This is a genomic window from Algoriphagus yeomjeoni (assembly GCF_049821175.1).
In the GTDB taxonomy this organism is placed as follows: domain Bacteria; phylum Bacteroidota; class Bacteroidia; order Cytophagales; family Cyclobacteriaceae; genus Algoriphagus; species Algoriphagus yeomjeoni_A.
Map to the genome: position 1 here is coordinate 431,984 of NZ_CP187512.1, position 21,607 is coordinate 453,590.

16 protein-coding genes are annotated in these 21,607 nt (G+C 40.7%); 9 read left to right on the plus strand and 7 right to left on the minus strand.

What is annotated here, in order from left to right; all coding sequences use genetic code 11:
• Positions 1 to 191 precede the first annotated feature (191 nt).
• From ACPUEN_RS01650 to ACPUEN_RS01665, 4 genes are all read left to right on the plus strand, one after another.
• Entirely contained in the window at positions 192 to 1,325 is a 1,134-nt protein-coding gene (locus tag ACPUEN_RS01650) for a hypothetical protein (protein ID WP_425638099.1), read from the plus strand.
• A gap of 9 nt (positions 1,326 to 1,334) precedes the next feature.
• Complete coding sequence (locus tag ACPUEN_RS01655; RefSeq protein ID WP_425638100.1) at positions 1,335 to 2,513, plus strand: hypothetical protein; 1,179 nt, start codon at positions 1,335 to 1,337, stop codon at positions 2,511 to 2,513.
• Positions 2,514 to 2,568: 55 nt separating this feature from the next.
• Positions 2,569 to 3,249, plus strand: a complete 681-nt coding sequence (locus ACPUEN_RS01660; RefSeq protein ID WP_425638101.1) for an SDR family NAD(P)-dependent oxidoreductase — start codon at positions 2,569 to 2,571, stop codon at positions 3,247 to 3,249.
• A 65-nt stretch (positions 3,250 to 3,314) separates the two neighbouring features.
• Positions 3,315 to 4,307, plus strand: coding sequence for a phosphotriesterase family protein (locus tag ACPUEN_RS01665; RefSeq protein WP_425638102.1), 993 nt, complete (start codon positions 3,315 to 3,317; stop codon positions 4,305 to 4,307).
• Positions 4,308 to 4,354: 47 nt separating this feature from the next.
• On the opposite strand, the gene ACPUEN_RS01670 is transcribed toward ACPUEN_RS01665, so the two are convergent.
• On the minus strand, positions 4,355 to 4,957 hold the full coding sequence (locus ACPUEN_RS01670) for a hypothetical protein (RefSeq protein ID WP_425638103.1): 603 nt from the start codon (positions 4,955 to 4,957) through the stop codon (positions 4,355 to 4,357).
• Positions 4,958 to 5,018: 61 nt separating this feature from the next.
• Positions 5,019 to 6,728 (minus strand): M28 family peptidase, encoded by a 1,710-nt coding sequence (locus ACPUEN_RS01675; RefSeq protein WP_425638104.1) that lies wholly within the window; start codon positions 6,726 to 6,728, stop codon positions 5,019 to 5,021.
• Positions 6,729 to 7,050: 322 nt separating this feature from the next.
• Between ACPUEN_RS01675 and guaA the strand changes: the two genes are divergently transcribed.
• From guaA to ACPUEN_RS01695, 4 genes are all read left to right on the plus strand, one after another.
• Positions 7,051 to 8,580 carry a glutamine-hydrolyzing GMP synthase gene (guaA, locus tag ACPUEN_RS01680; RefSeq protein ID WP_425638105.1) on the plus strand — a complete coding sequence of 510 codons (1,530 nt, stop codon included), beginning with the start codon at positions 7,051 to 7,053 and terminating at the stop codon, positions 8,578 to 8,580.
• Positions 8,581 to 8,734: 154 nt separating this feature from the next.
• Positions 8,735 to 10,384, plus strand: a complete 1,650-nt coding sequence (locus ACPUEN_RS01685) for an ABC transporter substrate-binding protein (protein ID WP_425638106.1) — start codon at positions 8,735 to 8,737, stop codon at positions 10,382 to 10,384.
• A 3-nt stretch (positions 10,385 to 10,387) separates the two neighbouring features.
• Positions 10,388 to 11,683 (plus strand): glutamate-1-semialdehyde 2,1-aminomutase, encoded by a 1,296-nt coding sequence (hemL, locus tag ACPUEN_RS01690; RefSeq protein WP_425638107.1) that lies wholly within the window; start codon positions 10,388 to 10,390, stop codon positions 11,681 to 11,683.
• A gap of 30 nt (positions 11,684 to 11,713) precedes the next feature.
• Positions 11,714 to 12,067 (plus strand): Spx/MgsR family RNA polymerase-binding regulatory protein, encoded by a 354-nt coding sequence (locus tag ACPUEN_RS01695; RefSeq protein ID WP_425638108.1) that lies wholly within the window; start codon positions 11,714 to 11,716, stop codon positions 12,065 to 12,067.
• Positions 12,068 to 12,104: 37 nt separating this feature from the next.
• Here ACPUEN_RS01695 and ACPUEN_RS01700 read toward each other — a convergent pair whose 3' ends face one another.
• From ACPUEN_RS01700 to ACPUEN_RS01715, 4 genes are all read right to left on the minus strand, one after another.
• Entirely contained in the window at positions 12,105 to 13,487 is a 1,383-nt protein-coding gene (locus tag ACPUEN_RS01700; protein WP_425638109.1) for a c-type cytochrome domain-containing protein, read from the minus strand.
• Between the two features lie 37 nt (positions 13,488 to 13,524).
• Positions 13,525 to 15,030: a DUF1501 domain-containing protein gene (locus ACPUEN_RS01705; protein WP_425638110.1), complete on the minus strand. Its 1,506-nt coding sequence runs from the start codon at positions 15,028 to 15,030 to the stop codon at positions 13,525 to 13,527.
• 1 nt (position 15,031) lies between these two features.
• The gene (locus tag ACPUEN_RS01710) at positions 15,032 to 17,773 is read right to left on the minus strand and encodes a DUF1553 domain-containing protein (RefSeq protein WP_425638111.1); all 2,742 of its coding nucleotides are present in this window, start codon (positions 17,771 to 17,773) and stop codon (positions 15,032 to 15,034) included.
• 380 nt (positions 17,774 to 18,153) lie between these two features.
• Positions 18,154 to 19,101 carry an NAD-dependent epimerase/dehydratase family protein gene (locus ACPUEN_RS01715; protein ID WP_425638112.1) on the minus strand — a complete coding sequence of 316 codons (948 nt, stop codon included), beginning with the start codon at positions 19,099 to 19,101 and terminating at the stop codon, positions 18,154 to 18,156.
• Between the two features lie 155 nt (positions 19,102 to 19,256).
• Here ACPUEN_RS01715 and kbl point away from each other — a divergent pair, with 155 nt between their 5' ends.
• Positions 19,257 to 20,453 (plus strand): glycine C-acetyltransferase, encoded by a 1,197-nt coding sequence (gene kbl / locus ACPUEN_RS01720; protein ID WP_425638113.1) that lies wholly within the window; start codon positions 19,257 to 19,259, stop codon positions 20,451 to 20,453.
• Between the two features lie 151 nt (positions 20,454 to 20,604).
• Here kbl and ACPUEN_RS01725 read toward each other — a convergent pair whose 3' ends face one another.
• Complete coding sequence (locus ACPUEN_RS01725; RefSeq protein ID WP_425638114.1) at positions 20,605 to 21,330, minus strand: DUF5715 family protein; 726 nt, start codon at positions 21,328 to 21,330, stop codon at positions 20,605 to 20,607.
• Between the last annotated feature and the right edge of the window lie 277 nt (positions 21,331 to 21,607).

Consider the following 21,607-nt stretch of genomic DNA (forward strand, 5'->3'; position numbering starts at 1 on the left):
CTTTTATTTGATGATTTTTAGGGAATCTTGGCTGAGCTTTTTTCAACTTTGGGGCAATCTCAGTGTGCTTTGGACTCGGTGATAACTCATTGAATTGCTATGGAAGAGGTAATAAACTAGTTTTTCAAAAATTTGACTACTTTACCTACTGCGAATTATCAGAAAATCTAAATTGTTAGTAAATCACACCTATGAAGAAATTTCTACTGCTCCTACTTTTTACTGCTGCCCTCGCTTGCAGCGAAAAGACCCAAGAAACACAATCTGAAGCCTATATTCCAGAGCTGGTCATTACTGATAGTTTGGTGATTGATATGTTAACTCAACCGTACTTGATAGACGCAAGGGATGACGGATCTGAGTTTTTGTTTTTTGATTTTAATACTGAAGAACTTTTGAGAGTAAGTAAGACTGGAGAAATTCTTGTTAAAGCTAATCGAAGTGAGGATGGAAGAGATAGTTTTAAAACCAGGTATTTTACATCCGCAGATTATTCTGGAGAAGATGAAATTTTGGTTACCACACATGCCGGACTCTTTGTTTATGATCTTGATTTCATATTGAAAGAAGAAAAGGCTATTGATTTTTCTTTAATTACTCGAAATATTGGAGGGAGTAATGCTGTTGAGATTTATGAAGATTACCTCTACACTTTTTCAGTTCAAAACGAAGATGGTGAAAAAGTTTACAGTTCAGAAGAGTTTAGTACATCGTATCCGTTTATGACAATTAGGGATCTTAATTCCTTGGATATTATCAAGTCAGCGTATATCCCTGCTCAATCTATGATGGCTACTACTCCTGGACAATACCTTAGTTTAGATCCGATAGTACGTTTTTCTGGAGATGAGATGTATGCTTTGTTTCCAAATTCACCTGAACTATATGTATATGATTTTCCAACCTTGGAGCTTAAATCTTTTATGCCTTTGGGTCCAGATGATCATTTCAAAATGATACAACCCCTAAATAAAGAAATCAATTTTGATGGTTTCTTTAAATCATTGGCAAGTTCACAATACACTAATTATGCTTTTTCAAATGGGTATTTGATCACTATGTTCGAAGGTGCAGTTCCACAAGAAGAAGTTGATGAATTACCCAGAAATGTCGTAGGCGATGAACGGTATATGGCCCTGGAGGAAAAGTATAAGAGCAATTTACATTACCAGATTTTCAAAGGAGAAGAAAAACTTTGGGAAGGCACTTGGGATGTAAACCTATTGTCAGTTCGCGATCTTCTATATTCCAATGCAAAGCCGGGAGAAGATCCTGATGCAGTCGAAAAGGACGTACAGACCTTTTATTTTTATGAACTTAAATAAGCTTACAAAATGAACGGAAAATTACTTAGAGTTTCCTTAAAACACGCACTTTGTTGTTTTGTGGGTTTTGCTTTTTTGACTATGGTTTCATCATGTGGGTCTTCTGGTTCAGAAAAAAAAGCAGAAGCTGAAAAATATGTTCCCGAACTAGTGATTAGGGATAGTATGATTATAGATAGACTCACTAAACCTATCATGGTCGATGTAAAATCAGATCATTCAGAGTTTTTGTTTTATGATTTCAAAACGTCTGAGTTTTTTCGGATCAGTAAATCAGGCGAATTGCTAAATACAGCAAATCTCACCGGAGACGGTAGAAACACTATACAATCAACTTATTTCGTCGGAGCAAAATATGGCGGCAATAATGAGATTGTAATACAAACCATGACCGCAACTTATACTTATGATCTTGATTTTCAATTGAAAAATAAAGTGACCAGTGACTTCAGCCTCGTGCTTCCTAGGGTGGGGGGAAGTAGAGGTTTTGAAACGTATGGGGATTATATCTATACTTTTTCACTAGATGAGAAGGATAGGAGTACCGAATTAATGCAGTCCAAAAACTTCAGTAACTCATATCCATTTATTACCCTCAGAGATAGCCAGACATTTAATATAGTAGAGTCTGATTCTGTTCCTGCAACTAGCTATGTAGCTAAAAACCCAGGTCAATATTTGGATTTGGACCCAATTGTCAAATTCTCCGGTAATGAGATGTTTGTTCTTTTTCCAAATTCACCTGAAATGTATGTTTATAATTTTCCGTCCTTAAAGCTAAAAGATCAGTGGGATTTGAATCCTGAAAATGCATATAGACAAATGGAGCCATCTACGTCGGTTGGAGAAAATAATGCGAATCAAAGTCTAACTGCGGGCAGGTATCAGAATTTTGTCTTTTCAAATGACTATTTGTTGACTTCATACCAAGGGGCTGCACCACAGGATGAGGTTGATGATCTGGCAAACTATGAAAAGGGCGGAGATGAATATAAGGCACTTGTGAAAAAATACAGGTCCATGCCTCATTATCAACTATTTGAAGGAAAAAACAAAGTATGGGAAGGGCAATGGGATATTAAATTGTCCATGCTTAGAGATGTGATTTTTGCCTTTTCTAAGCCGGGTGAAGATCCAAGTGCATTCGAAAAGGACGTACAGACCATTTATTTTTACGAGTTGAAATAAAGCTGATTTCAAACAATCTACCTTCCAAAATGCTTTAACCAGAAAAGGAAAAGCAATGAAAGGAAAGAATATTGTCATCATCGGAGGGAATTCAGGAATCGGAAAAGCAGTCGCAGAACAAGCTGAAGCAGGTGGAGCAAATTTGGTCCTCTACTCCAGAAATGGTGAAGGAAATAATCAATTCGATGTAACCGATGAAGGTTCAGAACTCCAGGATTTACCAGAGGTAATAGATGGCTTGGTTTATTGTCCAGGATCTATCAATCTGAAGCCATTTCATAGAATCTCTATGGAAGATTTCAAGGCTGAGATGGACGTTAATTTTTTTGGAGCTGTCAAAGTTCTGCAGGCTTGTTTGAAAAATCTAAAAAAATCAGAGGCTGCCTCAGTAGTTCTTTATAGTACCGTTGCCGTGCAGACGGGAATGGGTTTCCATGCAGGGATTGCTTCTGCAAAAGGAGCTGTAGAAGGATTGGTGAGATCCTTGGCAGCAGAATGGGCACCAAATCAGATCAGAGTAAATGCCATTGCCCCATCCTTAACTGACACACCGTTGGCAAAACAATTGGTGAGCACAGATGAAAAGCGTGCCGCGTCAGACAAAAGACACCCGCTAGGTCGAATCGGAACACCAAAAGATATTGCTGACGCAACACTGTTTTTGTTAGATGAAAAATCATCTTGGGTCACTGGTCAGATACTGCACATAGATGGAGGGATGTCTTCTTTGAAGTAAGAAAAAGAAGTAAAATCAATTGAGTTTCAGTTGACTTAATCTGAAGTAGTTGCTTAGTTTTATATATGAAGCATTCTCTACTCATCGGATTAAGTTTTCTGTTTTTAGCATTTTCCTGCACAGAATCTGACACCACATACATAAATACCGTCACTGGACCGATTTCCTTGGATTCAATGGGGCTCACATTGGTTCACGAGCATGTGCTGGTTGACTTTATTGGTGCGGATTCAGTGTCTCCAGATCGATATAACCAAGAAGAAGTAATCGCTAAGGTTATGCCTTATTTACTCGAAGTAAAAAAGTACGGTGTGCGAACCATTTTTGAGTGTACGCCTTCTTTTTTGGCAAAAGACCCTGTTTTACTTAAGAAACTGAGTGAGCAATCGGGTATTCAGTTTATCACCAACACCGGACTGTATGGTACTCAAAATGGAAAGTTTTTGCCTGAGTATGCTTTTACCGAAACAGCTGAGCAGTTGGCTAAGCGATGGATTGAGGATTTCAGAAATGGGATAGAAGGAACAGGTATCAAACCGGGCTTTATCAAAATATCAGTCAACGAGGATGATCCATTAGGAGAAATGGATGCAAAATTGGTCAGAGCAGCAGGCCTGACTTATAAGCAGACTGGTTTAAAAATCTATTCCCACACCGGAACTTGGAACACTGCGAAACAGGAAGTGGAAATCCTTCAGCAAATGGGAGTGGATCCTTCAGCATTTGTTTGGGTGCATGCTCAGGCAGAGCAAGATTTCCAGAATTATGAGAAAGCTGCCGAACTGGGCGTTTGGATCAGTTTGGATGGAATTGGTTGGAGTTTGGAAGAGTATGTAGAGCGCCTATTTTTCGCGAAGGAAAATGGGTTTTTGGCAAACGTCCTGATTTCCCATGACGCTGGATGGTATGATCCAGCTAAACCAGATGGTGGAGATTTTGTTCCCTTTACCAATATCTTCGAAAAGCTAATGCCTGCATTAAATGCCAAGGGCTTTCAAGAGGCTGATTGGAAAATGCTTTTGGTGGAGAATCCGAAGCGAGCTTTTAGAAAAGAGTAATAATCAATAAACAATTTTCAAATTCAATGATCAAGGGTAATATAATACTACTTCAATTTAAAGCCCATTCTGTAAGTAGCCATCAGATACCAAGGCCAGTACCCTCCGAAGGAAGACATACTAAGGGCAGCTGAATTTCTTCTGTTTTCGTTTTTGCTTTTCCAGTCGAAAGCGATCTGCTGAGTGTAACCTAATTTTGCAAAACGCTCAATACTGTACATATATTCATAATAGCTTCCAGTTTCATCGTATCTTAAGGAAGCTCCATCTGTGCTATTTTCACTTCCGATTTGAAAGGATGGTCCAAACGCCAATGAAATTCTAAAGTCATTTGTGGTCTTGAGGACATCGTATTTGAGCGTAACATTCGTAAAAAGTCCAGATGAATTATCCTGTCCAAACTTTGGGTCATCATAATTATCGAAGGATTTAATAGATTGATAATAGGTTAATGATGGATTTAAGGAAATTCTTTTCCCTAGGCCAAAACTCAGTTCATTACTTACATTTATCCCATAAAGTCCAATATTTCCATCAATTGCAGGGCCTATTCCCACGTAATAAATCACATTTTTATTTTCCTGAGCCAATGCGTTTGAATGCAAAAAGTAGGTAAAAAGAATAATGGAAAGGAGTATAGTTTTTTTCATAAAGGTGGATTTGAGATATATGGCGAAATCTAGCAAAAAAAAACTTAGTTGCAACTATAAATTAAAGCTTTGGCACTTGAGCTTTAATCGCTTCTTTCGCCAAAAGTATTCTTCTCAAAGTTTTTTCATCATCAGCAGGTACCAAGTCCTTAATAGAATCCATAGCTTTTGCATAATAATCCGCCCAAGTATCGAGGATTTTCTGTTCATCCTCCTTCGATCCACCTTCTGTAATTGCTTTTTTGCTAAGCTGAACTTCTGTCAGCAATCTTATATGGGCCTTTGCCGCGATCATGAGTATCAGTTGATCTACAGTTTTTGAATCTGCATTCAGTAGGGTATATGCAGAGACCAAAGCTGCTGTACCCACATTAACCATGGTTTTTTGTGAGACTTTGTCCAAGCGATCATTATCTGTATGGTAAAACTGATCCGTGAAATGCCAAAGTAACAATCCCGGAATGTCTGCCTGTAGGAATGGGGTATGATCTGATCCACCTTCGAAAGGATTGGTCTTTACTACCCAGTCAGCATACTCACCTTGCGCTTCGAAATTGGTTAAGATAAAGTCATTCAAATAGTGCGGCTTCATCTGGTCCACAGTCATCGGAGAACCACCCCATTCGCTGTGCTTGTCCTCTCCGCGTGTCCAGATCGCACTTGGATCAGGCATTTTCTCAATTAGGAATGTTCCGCCTGTTACATCCGTGTTTTCGCCTACCATATCAAGGGAAATCCCCCAGTTGATTTTGGCTTCACGCTTATCTTTTTCTTGGATATATCTTCTGGTAGAAATGATCTCATCTCCCCAAAGGAAAGTTAAAGTTCGCTTCAGTTCGAGTTTTTTATCCTGAATCAACTCCGCGGTGATCTTTGCCATTTCCAATTGCGTGCCCACACCAGTCGCATTGTCATTGGCTCCTGGCTCTTGGATATGAGCAGAGAAAACTAGGCTTTCTAGTGGTAATTCTGATCCTTTAATATTAGCAACAATAGTAAGCTCAGCCGAATCATAAATCTTCATTTCTGCCTTCACCAGCACTTCTACTTTTCCCTTCGCCAACTCAGTCTTCAGCTTTTCTTTGGCTTCAAAAGAAAGAGCAATCGCCCAAGCTGGATTTTTCTCATCGTGTCTTAATCCTCTGAATTGGATGGAAGTCGTGTTTTTCTCAGGTTGTAAGTACGAAGGCATATCGTAAGTCAACGCGCCCAAAGCACCTTTATCTTTCACCGCTGACTGCAGTGTTCTATAGCTAACCTGATCCGAGAAGAGGATTTTCCCCGTCACTTCTAGTTCCGAAAGTGCTTCTTTATTCTCTACATAAATTACTTCCGCAGTAATTCCTTCAACAGGAGTGGAGGAGGAATACTGATAAATCATATTTCGGTTTGTCTCCGAGGAAAGTAAATTTTCATTGGAGCCGACTATTTTCAATGAAGCCGAAACTGGTTCCCAAGTTGGTTGTCTCATCTCCCGAGTTTCGATTCTATAAGTGAATCGATCTGATTCGGTGGCTTGTTCCTCCAATACATAACCGACTGATTCGAGCTTCTCAGCGATAAGATACACTGTTTTATTAAATCCGGTATTTCCAGCGAGTCTCCAGTATTGCTCTACAAAGGCTACCGTCTCATAAGCTAAATCCCCTTTGAATTCCGGTCTCACCAACTTGAAGTAAGGGTCAGTAACTTTCTGGAGAGGAGCATTTTGAGCAAAAGAAGCAGTGCTAAGAATTAGCAAAAAGAGTGGTAGGATGGTTTTGAGTTTCATGGTAACAGGTAACTTCAAGTTGGTTTAATGATGCTAGATAATATATTCTTCGATGAAATGGATAGCCTTGAGAGATTTACGATTATAGAATGTGTCAGTTCGAGCGGAGTCGAGAACCTACCATTGTCGTTAAAAGGTAAAGAGGAAATGGCTTCAACTCCGCTCAGCCTGACAGCTTATCGGGTTCAATCAATAATTATCCTACAATTACTAAAATTTTCCAATTGTCCAACCCTTCGACTCCGCTCAGGGTGACCAAACATTATTCGGTAAATTTTCCAAGAACACTTCCTCATTTTAACTGCCCTGCTTACCTTTGCGCATGGCAGAACAAATCTTGATCCTCGATTTCGGTTCTCAGTACACACAACTCATCGCCCGAAGAGTTAGAGAGCTGAATGTTTATTGCGAAATCCACCCTTATAACAAAGTTCCAGAGATCACCTCCGATATTAAAGGAGTGATACTTTCAGGCTCTCCTTGCTCGGTAAGAGACGAGGGCTCTCCTGATTTGGATTTGGACGCTTTGAGAGGCAAACTTCCTCTACTGGGCGTATGTTATGGTTCACAGCTTTTAGCTCAGAAATACGGTGGGGAAGTAGCACCTTCAGAGATCAGAGAATATGGACGAGCTAACCTTAGCCACCTGGATAATCATTTCGAATTGCTTAAGGAAATGACGCATGGCTCCCAAGTATGGATGTCCCATGGCGATACGATCAAGAATCTGCCGAGTGATTTTGATGTAATTGCTAGCACTGACTCAGTTCGTGTAGCAGCTTTCAAAATTCAGAATGAAGAAACTTACGGAATTCAATTTCACCCAGAAGTAACACACTCTACGGAAGGTAAAAATCTTCTTAGAAATTTCGTTGTTGGAATTTGCGGATGTGCTCAGGATTGGACTTCAGATGTGTTTATCGATGCGAGCATTGCAGATTTGAAAGCTAAGATCGGTTCTGATAAAGTCGTGATGGGCTTGTCAGGGGGAGTTGATTCCTCAGTAGCGGCTACGTTGATTCACCGTGCTATTGGCGATCAGCTGATTTGCGTGTTTGTGGATAATGGTTTGCTGCGCAAAAATGAATTCGAAGAAGTGTTGGATTCATATAAGCACATGGGACTGAATGTGATAGGCGTAGATGCCAAGCAGAAATTCTATGATGCACTTGCGGGCGTTACTGATCCAGAAGCAAAGAGAAAAGCAATTGGAAATGCCTTTATCGAGGTTTTCGACGAAGAATCAAATAATCTGGAAGGCGTAAAATGGCTTGGACAAGGCACCATCTATCCAGATGTGATTGAGTCTATTTCTGTGAAAGGCCCTTCTGCTACAATCAAATCTCACCACAATGTGGGTGGATTACCTGACTTCATGAAGCTTTCCGTAGTGGAACCTCTGAATACCCTTTTTAAAGATGAAGTTCGAGAAGTAGGACGTGCGCTAGAGATTGTAGAAACAATTATCGGTAGGCATCCATTCCCGGGTCCGGGGCTTGGAATCCGTATTTTGGGAGATGTGACTGCAGAGAAAGTGAAGACACTTCAGGAAGTAGATCATATTTTTATCAAGGGATTAAAAGATCACGGACTTTATGACAATGTGTGGCAAGCCGGAGCGATGCTGCTTCCGATTCAGTCTGTAGGTGTAATGGGAGATGAGCGTACCTATGAGAAAGTAGTTGCTCTGAGAGCTGTAGGTTCTGTAGATGGTATGACTGCTGACTGGATTCACCTTCCATATGAGTTCTTGGGTAAGATTTCCAATGACATCATCAATAAAGTAAAAGGTGTAAACCGCGTCGTTTACGATATTTCTTCGAAGCCACCTGCTACTATTGAGTGGGAATAAATTCTTAAATCTCAAATTTGAAATTTGAAATTGTAAACCCGGAGATAATTCTTCGGGTTTTTACTTTTCAAGGCTTTTCGGCCTGAACTTTGGGTTTGAAAATAATGGGTTAAATTTGCACACCCTGTTTTGATGTTTGATTCACCTCAATAAAATGAAAAAATTTCTTTTAGTAATTCCGGTATTTTTCATCCTGAGCTTGGCAAATGCTCAAATCCCAACACCGGATGCGTATCGTAAGGCTCAGTCGGAGTTGGCTGCCAAAAACTATTGGGAAGCGATCCCACTTTTCAGACAATTTACTGATCCAAAAGAATACGGGAATCTAGCAAATTACGCAGCTTTCCACCTTGGAGAAGCAGCGTTGGGAGCCAATCAGCCGGGGCAGGCGATAGCAGCGCTGGAACCAATTGTTGTAGGTAATTGGGCCAAGACAGATGAAGCTAAGTATCTTTTGGCAGTTTCCTATTTCAAAAATCAGCAGAACGTAGAGGCGCTTCGCACCATTCAAAAAATAAAGAATGACGAGTTGATGTCTATGGCTGAGAATGCTACTTATGATAATTTGAAGGAAGTCAGTGTAAGTTTTATGATCGCTAATCTATCTGAATTCAAAGAGAATAAAGGTTATGGAGAGGCACTTAAGCGGGTTTTGGAGAGTCAAAGTATTCTTTCTGCCACAGAGCGAGCTGCCTATTACGAATTGCAGGGGAAAGCCAATGAAAGCAAAAACATAGTAAAGGATCTGGTGTTAGATATAGTAGTGATTTTGCCGTTTACTAACTCCTCGCGCACAAGTTTGACCAGCATTCCAAAAAATGATTTTGTTTTTGAATTGTATCAGGGCCTTGAATATGGTGTTGAGCAATTAAAGAGAAATGGAATAAAGGTCAATATGCTGACTTTCGATTCCAGAAGAGATGTCGCTCATTTGCAAAATCTACTTTCTGATCCAGCCATTGCGTCAGCTGATGTGATTATAGGTCCAATCTATCCAGAAGAATCTGATTTGGTGAGTAGTTTTGCTGAAACTGCTAGAATACCTTTCGTCCACCCTTTGTCCAACTTGGGAGAAAGGTTTGAGGAGCTGGATTTCAGCTATTTATTTAGACCTTCGGTGAGTTCGATTGTTGATGGAATCGTGGAGGGATTGAGAAAGCAGAATTGGGGGAAAAGAGTAGCCATAGGATACAGCAGTAGCTCGCGGGATGAAATGCTAGCAAATATGCTTCAAGGTAAATTGGATGCTGCTGGCTTTCAATTGGTGAAATTTGAGCAGATTAACCCTAGAAATACAAGCGACTTTTTGCAAGGTTTGGGAATACGAAGAGGTGAAGGAAGCATGTCGGTGGATCAGGTGATTATGCTTACCGACGATCCATCCATTGCTCAGCCAGCATTCTCATTGATGGAGTCTATTACTGCTTCCATCCCCACTTTGGTGATGGATTCTTGGTTGGGCTTCAATTTTGCAAATTACGAAATGCTAGAGTTTCCTAATTTCTATTTTGTAGGTAATAACACGTTGAATTTCTATGGTGAACCAATGAGGCAGTTCAGAAATAGATTTTACGACAAATACCTGAGCCTACCGAGCATCAACGCTACTATTGGCGCTGAATTAATCAATTGGGTGTCGTCCAATCTTTCTGATACCAAAGGCTTCGATTTGAGGAAGAATCTAGATCAGAAAGCATTTCAAGCAGGGAAATTAACTTGGGGGTTCAACTTCCAAGGCACACACAATAATCAATATGTACCTCTGTTTACGTTAGAAGCGGGGGAATTGAAACCTTTAGATTAACCAATGAATATTTCTAAGAGTAAAGCCCTTTTTGCAAAGGCCCAAAATTCCATTCCTGGTGGTGTGAATTCACCCGTTCGTGCATTTCGAGCTGTAGGAGGAGAGCCACTTTTTATCAAAAAAGCTGACGGCGCTTATTTATACGATGAGGATGGAAACAAATTTATAGAATTGATCAATAGCTGGGGTCCAATGCTCCTAGGTCATAATCATCCTAAGGTGAAGGAGGCAGTGATCAAAGCGATGGAAGATGGTACGTCTTTCGGAGCTCCTACGGCCCGTGAAGTGGAAATAGCTGAGTTGATCGTAAGCATGGTTCCTTCTATTGAGAAAGTTCGTATGGTCAACTCTGGTACGGAGGCGACTATGTCTGCTATTCGGGTTGCCAGAGGCTTTACTGGTCGAGATAAATTCATTAAAATGGAAGGTCATTACCATGGGCATGGGGATTCATTTTTGATAGCAGCAGGTTCTGGTGCAATGACAATGGGGGATCCTGATTCTCCGGGAGTGACCAAAGGAACTGCTAAGGATACTTTAATTGCTCCATATAATAATCTAGAAGCTATTGAAGAACTGATCGCAGCAAACTCTGGACAAATCGCCGCGTTAATCCTTGAGCCTGTTCCGGGAAATATGGGGCTTTGCTTACCAAAGGAAGGTTATCTGCAAGGATTACGTGACATTTGTACCAGAGAAGGGATTGTCTTGATCTTTGACGAGGTGATGACAGGATTCCGTTTGGCTAAAGGTGGAGCACAGGAAGTATTTGGAGTAACTCCGGATATGACTACGCTAGGTAAAATCATCGGAGGAGGAATGCCAGTGGGTGCTTACGGAGGAAAGAGAGAAATCATGGAGTTTGTTTCTCCTGCAGGACCTGTTTACCAAGCGGGAACTCTTTCCGGTAACCCAATTGCAATGGCTGCTGGCTTGACTATGCTGAATCATCTGAATACAGATCCAACTGTCTACGATGAGTTAACTCACATTGGAAGCAAATTGGCAGAAGGTATAAAAAACATCAATAAGGAACTAGGACTGAATTATACAGTGAATAGCCTAGGAAGTATGTATTCCTTGTTTTTCACAGATAAGCCAGTGTTTGACTTTGAGAGTGCAAAGAGCTCCGATACGGCGTTATTTGGCAAGTATTTTCAGGCTATGCTGAAAAGAGGAGTTTACTTGGCACCTTCTCAGTTTGAAAGTTTGTTCTTATCCACCGCCTTGAAAGATGAGGTGATCGATCAGTTCTTAGCTGCTCATAAGGAAGCAATGGTGGAGATTTTAGGATTGTAAAAAAAATCGAATTATAAAAATTTAGTAGATATGTCCATCAAAGTTTACGGAATTAAGAATTGCAATACGATGAAGAAGACCTTCGATTTCCTCGCGGAAAAAGGAGTGGAATACGACTTCATCGACTATAAAAAACAGAAGCCAAGTTCTGCACTTTTGGAAGGGTTTTTAAAGAAAACAGATCTTGCCTCTCTAGTGAATAAGAAGGGGACGACTTACCGAAAAATGTCTGATGATCAGAAATCAGCTTTAGAAAATGAGGAAACTGCTATCCCTATTTTGGAAGAAAACTCAAGTATGATCAAGCGTCCGGTGATCGTGTACAAAGATGGAAGCCTGAGCTTGGGTTTTGATCCGGAAGTGATTGAGGGGCATTTGAAATAGTTTTTTTCTCGGTGGAGCAGCGTCGCCGCAAGACATTTCAATATACGATAGTATCCGTCGGCAAAGGGGGCAAGCTTAGATTCCCTGTTTCCAGATAAAAACTAAACTGAGAAGAACTTGCAGCATCGGCCGCTGGGGATTCGAAAGCGAATACTTTTTCTAATGCTGGGTGGCCATCAAGCACTGAAAGCTTCTCTCGAGTCACCTGCGTATTGTTGATGTAAAGCAGTTTTAGATTTTTGTTTTCCGCTAATTTTCCTAACCCAGATCCTTCGATAGCAGTCTGATTAAGTTTCAATACCGTCAAGTTTGGAAGGGTAGCAATTTGCTCTAAAATATCATCACTGATTGCTGTTCCTGTCAGGTCTAAATACACGATTTGATTTTTTGCAGATTGCAGCATATACCAGTCTGAATCTGAAAATCCCGGGAAATTGATGCAACTGACCTTCAATAACGGAGAGTCTTTCTTCACGATTTCGGCAAAGAAGCCTTGATCTCGCAATTTCGAAATTGAGTCCTGAGGAAGCTTTGCCACATCAACGACCGGATAAAACGGTATTTCGTTTCTTTTGAAAAATGGCTCAACCAAACTCACTTTTATTGCTGATTCTCCAAGTTTAGCATTTTCAGAAGATCCTGATTCGATCCATGCTTTGATCAACTCAATCTCCTCTTTTCTAGGCTGACGTTTGTCCTTTGGCGGCATGTGATCGTCATCATCCTTCGGTAAAACTAAGCGGGAAAACAAGGCGCTCTCTTCGGGATTTCCGCTTTCCAAAATATGTCCATCCTCACCTCCTTTTTGAATTCCGGCAAAAGAACTCAGATCCAATTCTCCTTTTAGTTTATTGGGATTGTGGCAACTCTTGCAGTTTTGATCTAAAATTGGCTGGATTGCACCTGAGTAGAATTCCACTTCTTCCCAGTTATCTGCAGGGAGTTCGAGTGGTTCAGTGGTGCTTGCGTCTCCTCCCAATAATGCTTGTATTTCTGGAGGTAGAACTTCAGTGAAGTAATCATCTCCATGCGTGATATTTCCTCCTAAGTGCCCTGTGATTGTTATAATCATGATCAGACTTGCTCCTTTGATTTTCAATTGAGTAGGAGTTGAAACCGCCTTTTTCAGATGATACCATAAGCCGAAGGAAAGAATGGTAGTGAAGATGCCAAGAATCAAGTGAAACTTTACCGTGTCCCATCCATATCCCTCATTCTGGTATTGTAGATAACCACTAATGCTTGCTAGCAGAGCTGAGATAGCTCCAAGCAAAAAAGCAAATTGGATTACGGGAGAATAGACCGCATATTTTTTTTCAAACCAGAAAATCAGAATCACTCCAAATACCAGAAAACCAATTGGCAAGTGAACCAAGATCGGATGAAATCTCCCGAATAATGGCAGGATAAAATCAATCATTCGCGAAGCGGGCTTTAAAGGCTTTAGGCATGCAGGATTAAGCTAGTATTTTGTTGATTAATTCTCCTTCCACGTCAGTCAAGCGGAAAGGACGGCCTTGAAAGTCATATGTAAATTGTTCATGATCAAAACCCATTAAATGTAGAATTGTAGCATGTATATCATGAACAGAAACCTTCTCTTCAATTCCCGAAAATCCGAAATCATCTGTTTTACCATAGGTTACTCCTGGTTTGATACCACCGCCAGCCATCCACATGGTAAATGCATCTCCATGATGATCTCTACCTAGGAAACTCTGGGTTTTACCTTCTCGGTTTTCCTGCATTGGCGTACGGCCAAATTCTCCGCCCCACACCACCAAGGTATCTTCAAGCAATCCTCTTTGTTTCAAATCGAGGAGTAAAGCGGAAACAGGCCGGTCCATTTCTCGGCATTTATTTCTTAATCCCATGTCGATCGATCCATCATGATCTGTACCATGTGTATCCCATCCCCAATCATATAACTGAACAAATCGTACACCTTTTTCCACTAATTTTCTGGCAAGAAGGCAATTGTTGGCAAAGGATTCTGTGCCAGGTTTAGTGCCATAAAGCTCATGAATCGATTCTGGTTCATCATTGATATTCATGACTTCAGGAACTTCTATTTGCATGCGGTAAGCCATCTCATACTGGTTAATTCTTGCCAATATCTCCGGGTCACCATAAGCATCGAATTCTTCTTTGTTGACCGTGTTGATCGCGTCAATGACATTTTTCTTAAGGTTTCTTGACATTCCTTCCGGGTCGTCCAGGTAAAGAACAGGATCACCTTTGGATCTACACTGCACTCCTTGATAGACAGAAGGCAAAAACCCAGATCCCCAAACACTTTTTCCTGCATCAGGAGTTTTTCCTCCAGAAGTAAGAACCACAAAGCCAGGAAGATTTTGGTTTTCTGTTCCCAAACCATACGTCACCCAGCTTCCTAAGCTAGGACGACCAAGTCTAGCACTTCCCGTTTGCATTAAAAGTTGAGCGGGTCCATGATTGAATTGATCGGTATGTACAGCTTTCAAAAAGGAAACTTCATCAGCCATTTTTTGAAAGTGAGGCATATAATCTGAAATCCATGCGCCAGATTCTCCATGTTGGGAGAAATTAGCCTGAGGGCCAAGTAAATTTGGAACTCCACGTATAAACGCAAATTTCTTTCCTTCCAATAAAGATTGAGGGCAGGGTTGATTGTGATATTTTGCCAATTCTGGTTTGAAATCGAATAACTCCAACTGTGAAGGTGCTCCAGCCATGTGGAGGTAAATGATTGACTTTGCCTTAGCTCCAAATGGTGGTGGTAAAGGGGAAAGCGGGTTCAAATCACGCTGGCTTAAGTTTAAACCTTTAGAAGATGCAGGCGAACCAGTGTCGCAACCAAACATCAGCGGTGCCATCGCCAGTCCACCAACTTTAGCGACACAATCCATCAGGAAATGTCTTCTTGTTTGCTTTTCCAGCTTTTGCTGCGCAAACTCAACAAGCATTTTATCTAGATTCTTCATTTTAAGGCTTGGTTAAGAATTCATCCATATTCAATAGGGCATTTGCCACCACAGACATCGCAGCTTGCTCAGGATTTGTTGATTTGTCTTTCACAGTAAAGAAAGCCTCCAGCGATTCAGGTTTGCTTTTGTACTCAGCTAAAGCTTCATCATACAGCGTTGATAGCGTTTTTAGCTTTACATCTGAGATTGGATTCAACACTAGTTTCTCATAGCCATAGGCAATTCCTTTCTCTGGTTTTGCGCCGTCTTGTTTAATCATATCTTCGGCTAAGTAATAAGCAGCTTCCAGATACACCGGGTCATTTAGTGTCACCAATGCCTGAAGAGGCGTATTAGTGACTATTCTTCTGCTCAGACATACTTCTCTACTCGCAGCATCAAAAGATATAAAAGAAGGGTAAGGACTAGTCCGCTTCAAAAACGTGTAAATACCACGTCTGTGCGCGTCTTCTCCTTCACTTTCTTTCCATGATTCTCCATTATAAACTGTTTGCCAAATACCATCTGGTTGATGTGGCTTGACTCCTGGGCCATACATTTTGTCACTTAATAAACCTGAAACAGCTAAGGCCTGATCACGAACCTGCTCAGCGCTCAATCTGAATCTCGGACCACGGGCATACCATCTGTTTTGCGGGTCTTTTTTGTAGAGGTCAGCAGAAACTGCCGAGGATTGTTTATACGTAGCTGAAGTGACAATTTCCCTAATCAAGCTTTTCATACTCCAATCGTATTCATTCATGGTTTTCCATGCCAAGTAATCAAGCAGTTCAGGATGGGAAGGAGGATCAGATTGTGTTCCAATGTCTTCTAGCGAACTCACAATTCCGCGACCAAAAAGTTGATCCCAAACTCTATTTACAAAAGTTCTCGAAGTCAAAGGATTCTCCTCATCAGTGAGCCAATACGCAAATCCAAGGCGGTTATTTGGCCATTCAGGTTTCCAACCATTAAAGCTTTTTGGTGTTTCCGGATTTACTTTTTCTCCCAAACTCATCCAGTTTCCCCGCTCAAATACATGCGTTTCGCGAGCCATGTATGCAGGGTTTTCAATCATTATTGGGAGCTTGGTTCCTCTGAAGTTCAATGCTGTTTCCCAAGACTTCTGTACATCCTTGAAGCCAGGTTTATCAGCTCCAGGTAAGGTTGGGACAAAAGCAAACCACACGAATTTGGCGGCATTTTGCTGAGATTTCACGCTTGAGTTTCTGACTTCTAAATAAAGGTCTACAAATCCTTCGGTAGGTTTAAACGGGATTGCCCGAACTATATCCCCACCTGTTTTATTGATTGGGAATTCTGCAAGCACTTCTCCTTCTGGTCCGCCATTTCGAATCGTCATTTTGCTACCATCTAGACCTGATCCGTATTGCATGAGTAATTGGTCAGAACCGCGTGTGTCTATTTTTCTGAGGTAAGCAGAGCCATTTGCCTGAATGCCTAGCCATTTGGTGTCGATGAGTTCAGCATTGTTAAAGTCAACCGCATTGTGAGATGGATACTTTGGCTCAAGAAAAGTCAGGAAGTTTTTACGGGCAGCGGCAGCAGTAGCATCTTCATTTTCTTTTACCCAAGCCAATACAGATTCAATTTCAGTTTTTTGCTCAGGTGAATAGAACCTAAGTCTAGGCTCTTCATCGTGTGTGTCTTCGTCTCTTGAGTTATTAAAAAATGCCGTGGATTGATAAAACTCCTCATGACGAATTGGATCATATGGATGACTATGGCATTGAACACATGCCATGGTAGTACTTTGCCATACTTCATAGGTTGTACCCACTCGATCAAGTACAGCTGCAACTCTAAATTCCTCATCATTCGTACCACCCTCATCATTATTCATGGTGTTTCTGTGAAAAGCCGTGGCAGCCAATTGATCTTCTGTGGGATTAGGAAGTAAATCTCCAGCCAATTGCTCGATCGTAAACTCATCAAAAGGTTTATCGTCATTGAACGCCCGAATGACATAATCCCGAAAAGGCCACATTGTCCGGGACACATCCCGCTCGTAACCTTTGGTATCTGCATACCTGGCGAGGTCCAACCACCAGGTTGCCCATTTTTCTCCAAATGTAGAAGATGCTAACATCTGGTCCACAGCTTGCTCATAGCTTATTTTCTTAGATGAAAATTGTTCAACTAGATCGGAAGTGGGAGGTAGGCCTGTGATGTCCAGCGCAGCGCGGCGCAATAATTTAAGAGGATCCTCCTCTTTGGAAAATGCCAGTTCTTGCTCTTCTAGTTTTTTGCCTACGTAATAATCTATGGTATTGGTGGATACTGGGGTGTTTTCACCAGTGAATCCAGCAGTTGTTTTTGTGTCAATAATTTCCGGAGCTTGAACGGGCTCATAAGCCCAGTGCTCTCCCCATTTTGCGCCTTGTTTGATCCATGTTTTCAAAAGATCTATCTCTTCATCAGAAAGTGGAGAACGTTCATAAGGCATTCTCATTTCAGGATCTGTAGCGGTCAGTCGCTTGATCAATTCACTTCCATTCGGATCGCCTGGGATAATGGCGGGATGTCCTGATTCAGTATTTGCAAAAGCATCTTCTTCGAAAAGCACGGAGAAACCGCCGCTCTTTTTCACTCCTCCATGACAGGAAATACAGTTTTTATTCAGGATTGGTTTGATTTGAGTACTAAAATCAACTTCCTTTTCCTGACCAAAAATCATAAAGCCAGCAATGGAAATGATTAAGGCAAGGGTAAGAAAACCAGCTATTTTAAGATTATTCATGGGTAATTCTCTGAACCTGAAAAGTAAGGAATTCTGCCTTACTTCGAAAACCGCTTATATGATTAAGATAAATATGAATAAGTGTGTGTTAATATTCTGGAATTTTGATTTTGGTAAGTAGGATCAATTGGCAGCATGAATTTATGATTGTTTCTAACCAACGAGGATCTACAAATTATTAGAGCATTAAAATTCCCCGAACCCCCTTTTTCAAAATCTCTTTTCCAAATTATATCTAAAAGTATAAGGGGAGTTGATCCAGCACTGATGCCCATGCTCGAATAATATTTAGCTGTGGTCTCTGTGTAGTCCTCTGTGCCTTCTGTGGTAAAAAAAACTCTCAAAAAAATACCCTGCTTTTGTGGAGCAGGGTAGTGATATTAAAATTTGAAGTTTGGAAGATTTTCCAAAATATCCTTGGTCATGGCGTCTAGATCATAGTCATGTTGCCAACCCCAATCTATCCTGGCACAGGAATCGTCAATGCTATCTGGCCAGCTATCTGCGATAGCCTGTCTGAAATCAGGATTGTATTCGATTTTGAAGTCTGGAATATGTTTTAGAATGCTTTCATAACTCTCTTTAGGAGTGAAATTCATCGCAGCCAGGTTATAGCTAGATCGGATTTTTACTGATTCCCGTGGGGCATTCATTAGATCCAATGTCGCTTTGATTGCATCCGGCATGTACATCATCGGAAGGGAACTGTCTTCGCGTAGGAAGCAATCGAATTTTTCTCCAGCCAAAGCTTTGTGATAAATATCAACTGCATAATCTGTAGTACCCCCACCAGGAAGAGATTTATACCCAATCAATCCAGGGTAACGCAGACTTCTGACGTCCACATTGTATTTCTGGAAATAGTATTCACACCATCTTTCGCCCGCCTGCTTTGAAATACCATATATGGTATTCGGCTCTTTGACGCAGTATTGAGGAGTATTGATTTTTGGAGTATTTGGTCCAAAGACCGCAATGGATGATGGCCAATAAACTTTGTTAAGGTTGAATTCTCTGGCAAGCTCAAGGACATGAAGCAAACTTTCCATGTTTAGTTCCCAAGCGAAAAGTGGTTTTTTTTCTCCTACAGCAGAAAGAACAGCTGCCAAATGATAAATCTGAGTGATTTTTTCGTGTTTGACCAGGTTTCTTAAACCTTCTTTGTCCATCACATCGAGGACTTGAAATCGGCAAAAGTCAAATTTTGATTTTGCTGCTTCGTTGAGATCTGTAGCGATTACCTGCTCTGTACCAAACTGATCTGCCAACGAACGAGTGAGTTCTGAACCCAACTGCCCTGCGGCGCCTATTACCAGGATTTTTTCCATTAATATTTCTTTCAAAATCTACCTAAAGATGAGCTCTAGGTTTTTGTTTATATTTGGGTTTGCGACTGCAAAACTAAGAAAAAACTGCTTGCAGAGCAGGATTTTTGAACAAAGGAATCAGACGTTTTTGAATAATATAAAATCAACTAGCCATCATGTTCGATCAGTTCAGACCCAAATTACAAGAAGAATTAAAAGGAATAGAAGAGGCAGGTCTCTTTAAAAAGGAGCGCGTAATCACTTCTCCGCAATCAGCAGAAATCACTATTGCCGGTGGGCAGAAAGTATTGAATTTTTGTGCAAACAATTATTTGGGACTTTCCTCGCATCCAAAAGTAATTGAGGCAGCAAAAGCCGCAATTGATTCACATGGTTTTGGTCTGTCTTCAGTCCGCTTTATTTGCGGTACACAAGATATTCATAAGGAGCTGGAGAGGAAGATTTCGGAGTTTTTAGGGACCGAGGATACAATTCTTTATGCAGCAGCTTTTGATGCAAACGGTGGCGTGTTTGAACCGATTTTGGGTCCTGAAGATGCGATTATCTCTGATGCTTTGAATCATGCTTCGATCATCGACGGCGTTCGGCTTTGTAAGGCGATGCGATTCAGATATCAGCATAACGATATGGCAGATTTGGAGACTCAACTAAAAGACGCAATTTCTAAAGGAGCTAAGCAAAAGATAATTGTGACTGATGGAGTATTTTCGATGGATGGTACGATTGCGCAATTGGATAAAATCGTAGAATTAGCTGAAAAATATGAGGCTCTTGTGATGACGGATGAATGTCACTCGACGGGCTTCATGGGTAAAACTGGCCGTGGTGTTCATGAGCATTGTGGCGTCATGGGCAAAATAGATATCATCACTGGGACATTAGGAAAAGCACTTGGTGGAGCATCTGGAGGATTTACATCTGGAAGAAAAGAGATTGTAGAATTGCTTCGTCAGCGTTCCAGACCATATTTGTTTTCAAATACCTTAGCACCGTCGATCACAGGGGCATCCATCGCTGTATTTGATTTGCTTTCTGAGACTACCGAGTTGAGGGATAAACTGGAGGAAAATACCAAGTACTTCAGAGAGAAAATGACTGCTGCAGGATTTGATATCAAGCCAGGTGAGCATGCTATCGTACCGATCATGTTGTATGATGCGGTGTTATCTCAGAAAATGGCCGAGAAAGTTCTTGAAAAAGGGATTTATGTGATTGGATTCTATTATCCGGTTGTTCCAAAAGGTCAGGCAAGAATCCGAGTTCAGATCTCAGCAGGTCATGATAAAGCACATTTGGATCAGGCTATTGCTGCTTTCACAGATGTAGGAAAAGAATTGGGAGTTATAAAGTAGTTTTTTTGACTTTCTATGCTAAAAGTGAGTGAAAACAAAAAGCCAGGCTTCTAATTTAGATTCCTGGCTTTTTTTATGATATGATAGAAGAAACTAGCTGCTTATCCCATTTTGAAAACTGACGTTGATTTTTGACTATTGGTGATTTAAATCACCTCACCGTCACGTGATAGCAACTCTGCTTTCTCTCCTTAATAAATAGAATTTTACCTGCATCTTGAAACTCAGTCAGGATCTTTTCAAGCTTTTTCTGCTTACTTCTGTTCCAATTTTTCTTTCCATTGAATCGAATGTAAGAAATGTCAAAAGAGACCCCATAGGAGTGCGAGCTCTCTCCGGAAGTTGCATTTGAATTTCTCCTTCTTAAGCTTTTTTGCTGTTCAGGTGTCCTCGTTACTGAGGTTAAAGTCATTGAACTCTTCGAATCAGTTAATATTTGGAAAGCTAACCCCAGCTCTTCCAGTACTACTTTTGAGTAAGGAGTAATGTATGGATGGCTATGGGTTAGATTCATCACCTCATAACCTTGTCCTTCATTTATAAGGACTAATTCTTGCTCCTCGATGAGTTTATTTAAGTGGCTTTCATTTTCAATTGCCCCAAAGCCATTGTTTTCACCCGCGAAGAGATGTTTATCATATTCTTTGGTTATCAGCTCTTCTGGAATTGGAGGGATGACTCTTGGAAGTGGTAACTCCACTGTGATTGGCTCTAGAATTTCTTTATTTAAATCCCGTGTTTTTGGTGTATGGGTTAAAGTAGAAAACGTGTCTTTTAATTGCTTTTTCAATTCAGGCATATAACCCTGAGTAGCTAGAGCACCTGCCGAAATAAGTATGAAAATTATGGCAAGTTGTATAAAAGGAAGTTTTTTCATAGGTGAAGAGTACTTTTTTATTTTGCTGGTCAAAAAGGATCGTAGCAAACATTAAACCATAAACCAGCTATTAACTAATTTTTATTCAATAATAGCCTTGGTTTGTAGTTTCCTTTTGGTAATAAATTCCAACTTGTGTTTTTTAGCGAACAAATCCCAAAAGTTCTTTTCCTTGAGGTAAAATGTCTTTACAAAAGGTAATTCAGAATCAATTGGGGTGTATGACGTAAGTGACGTAAGAATGACGTAACCAAGTCGCAATTATTGTGGTGCCACA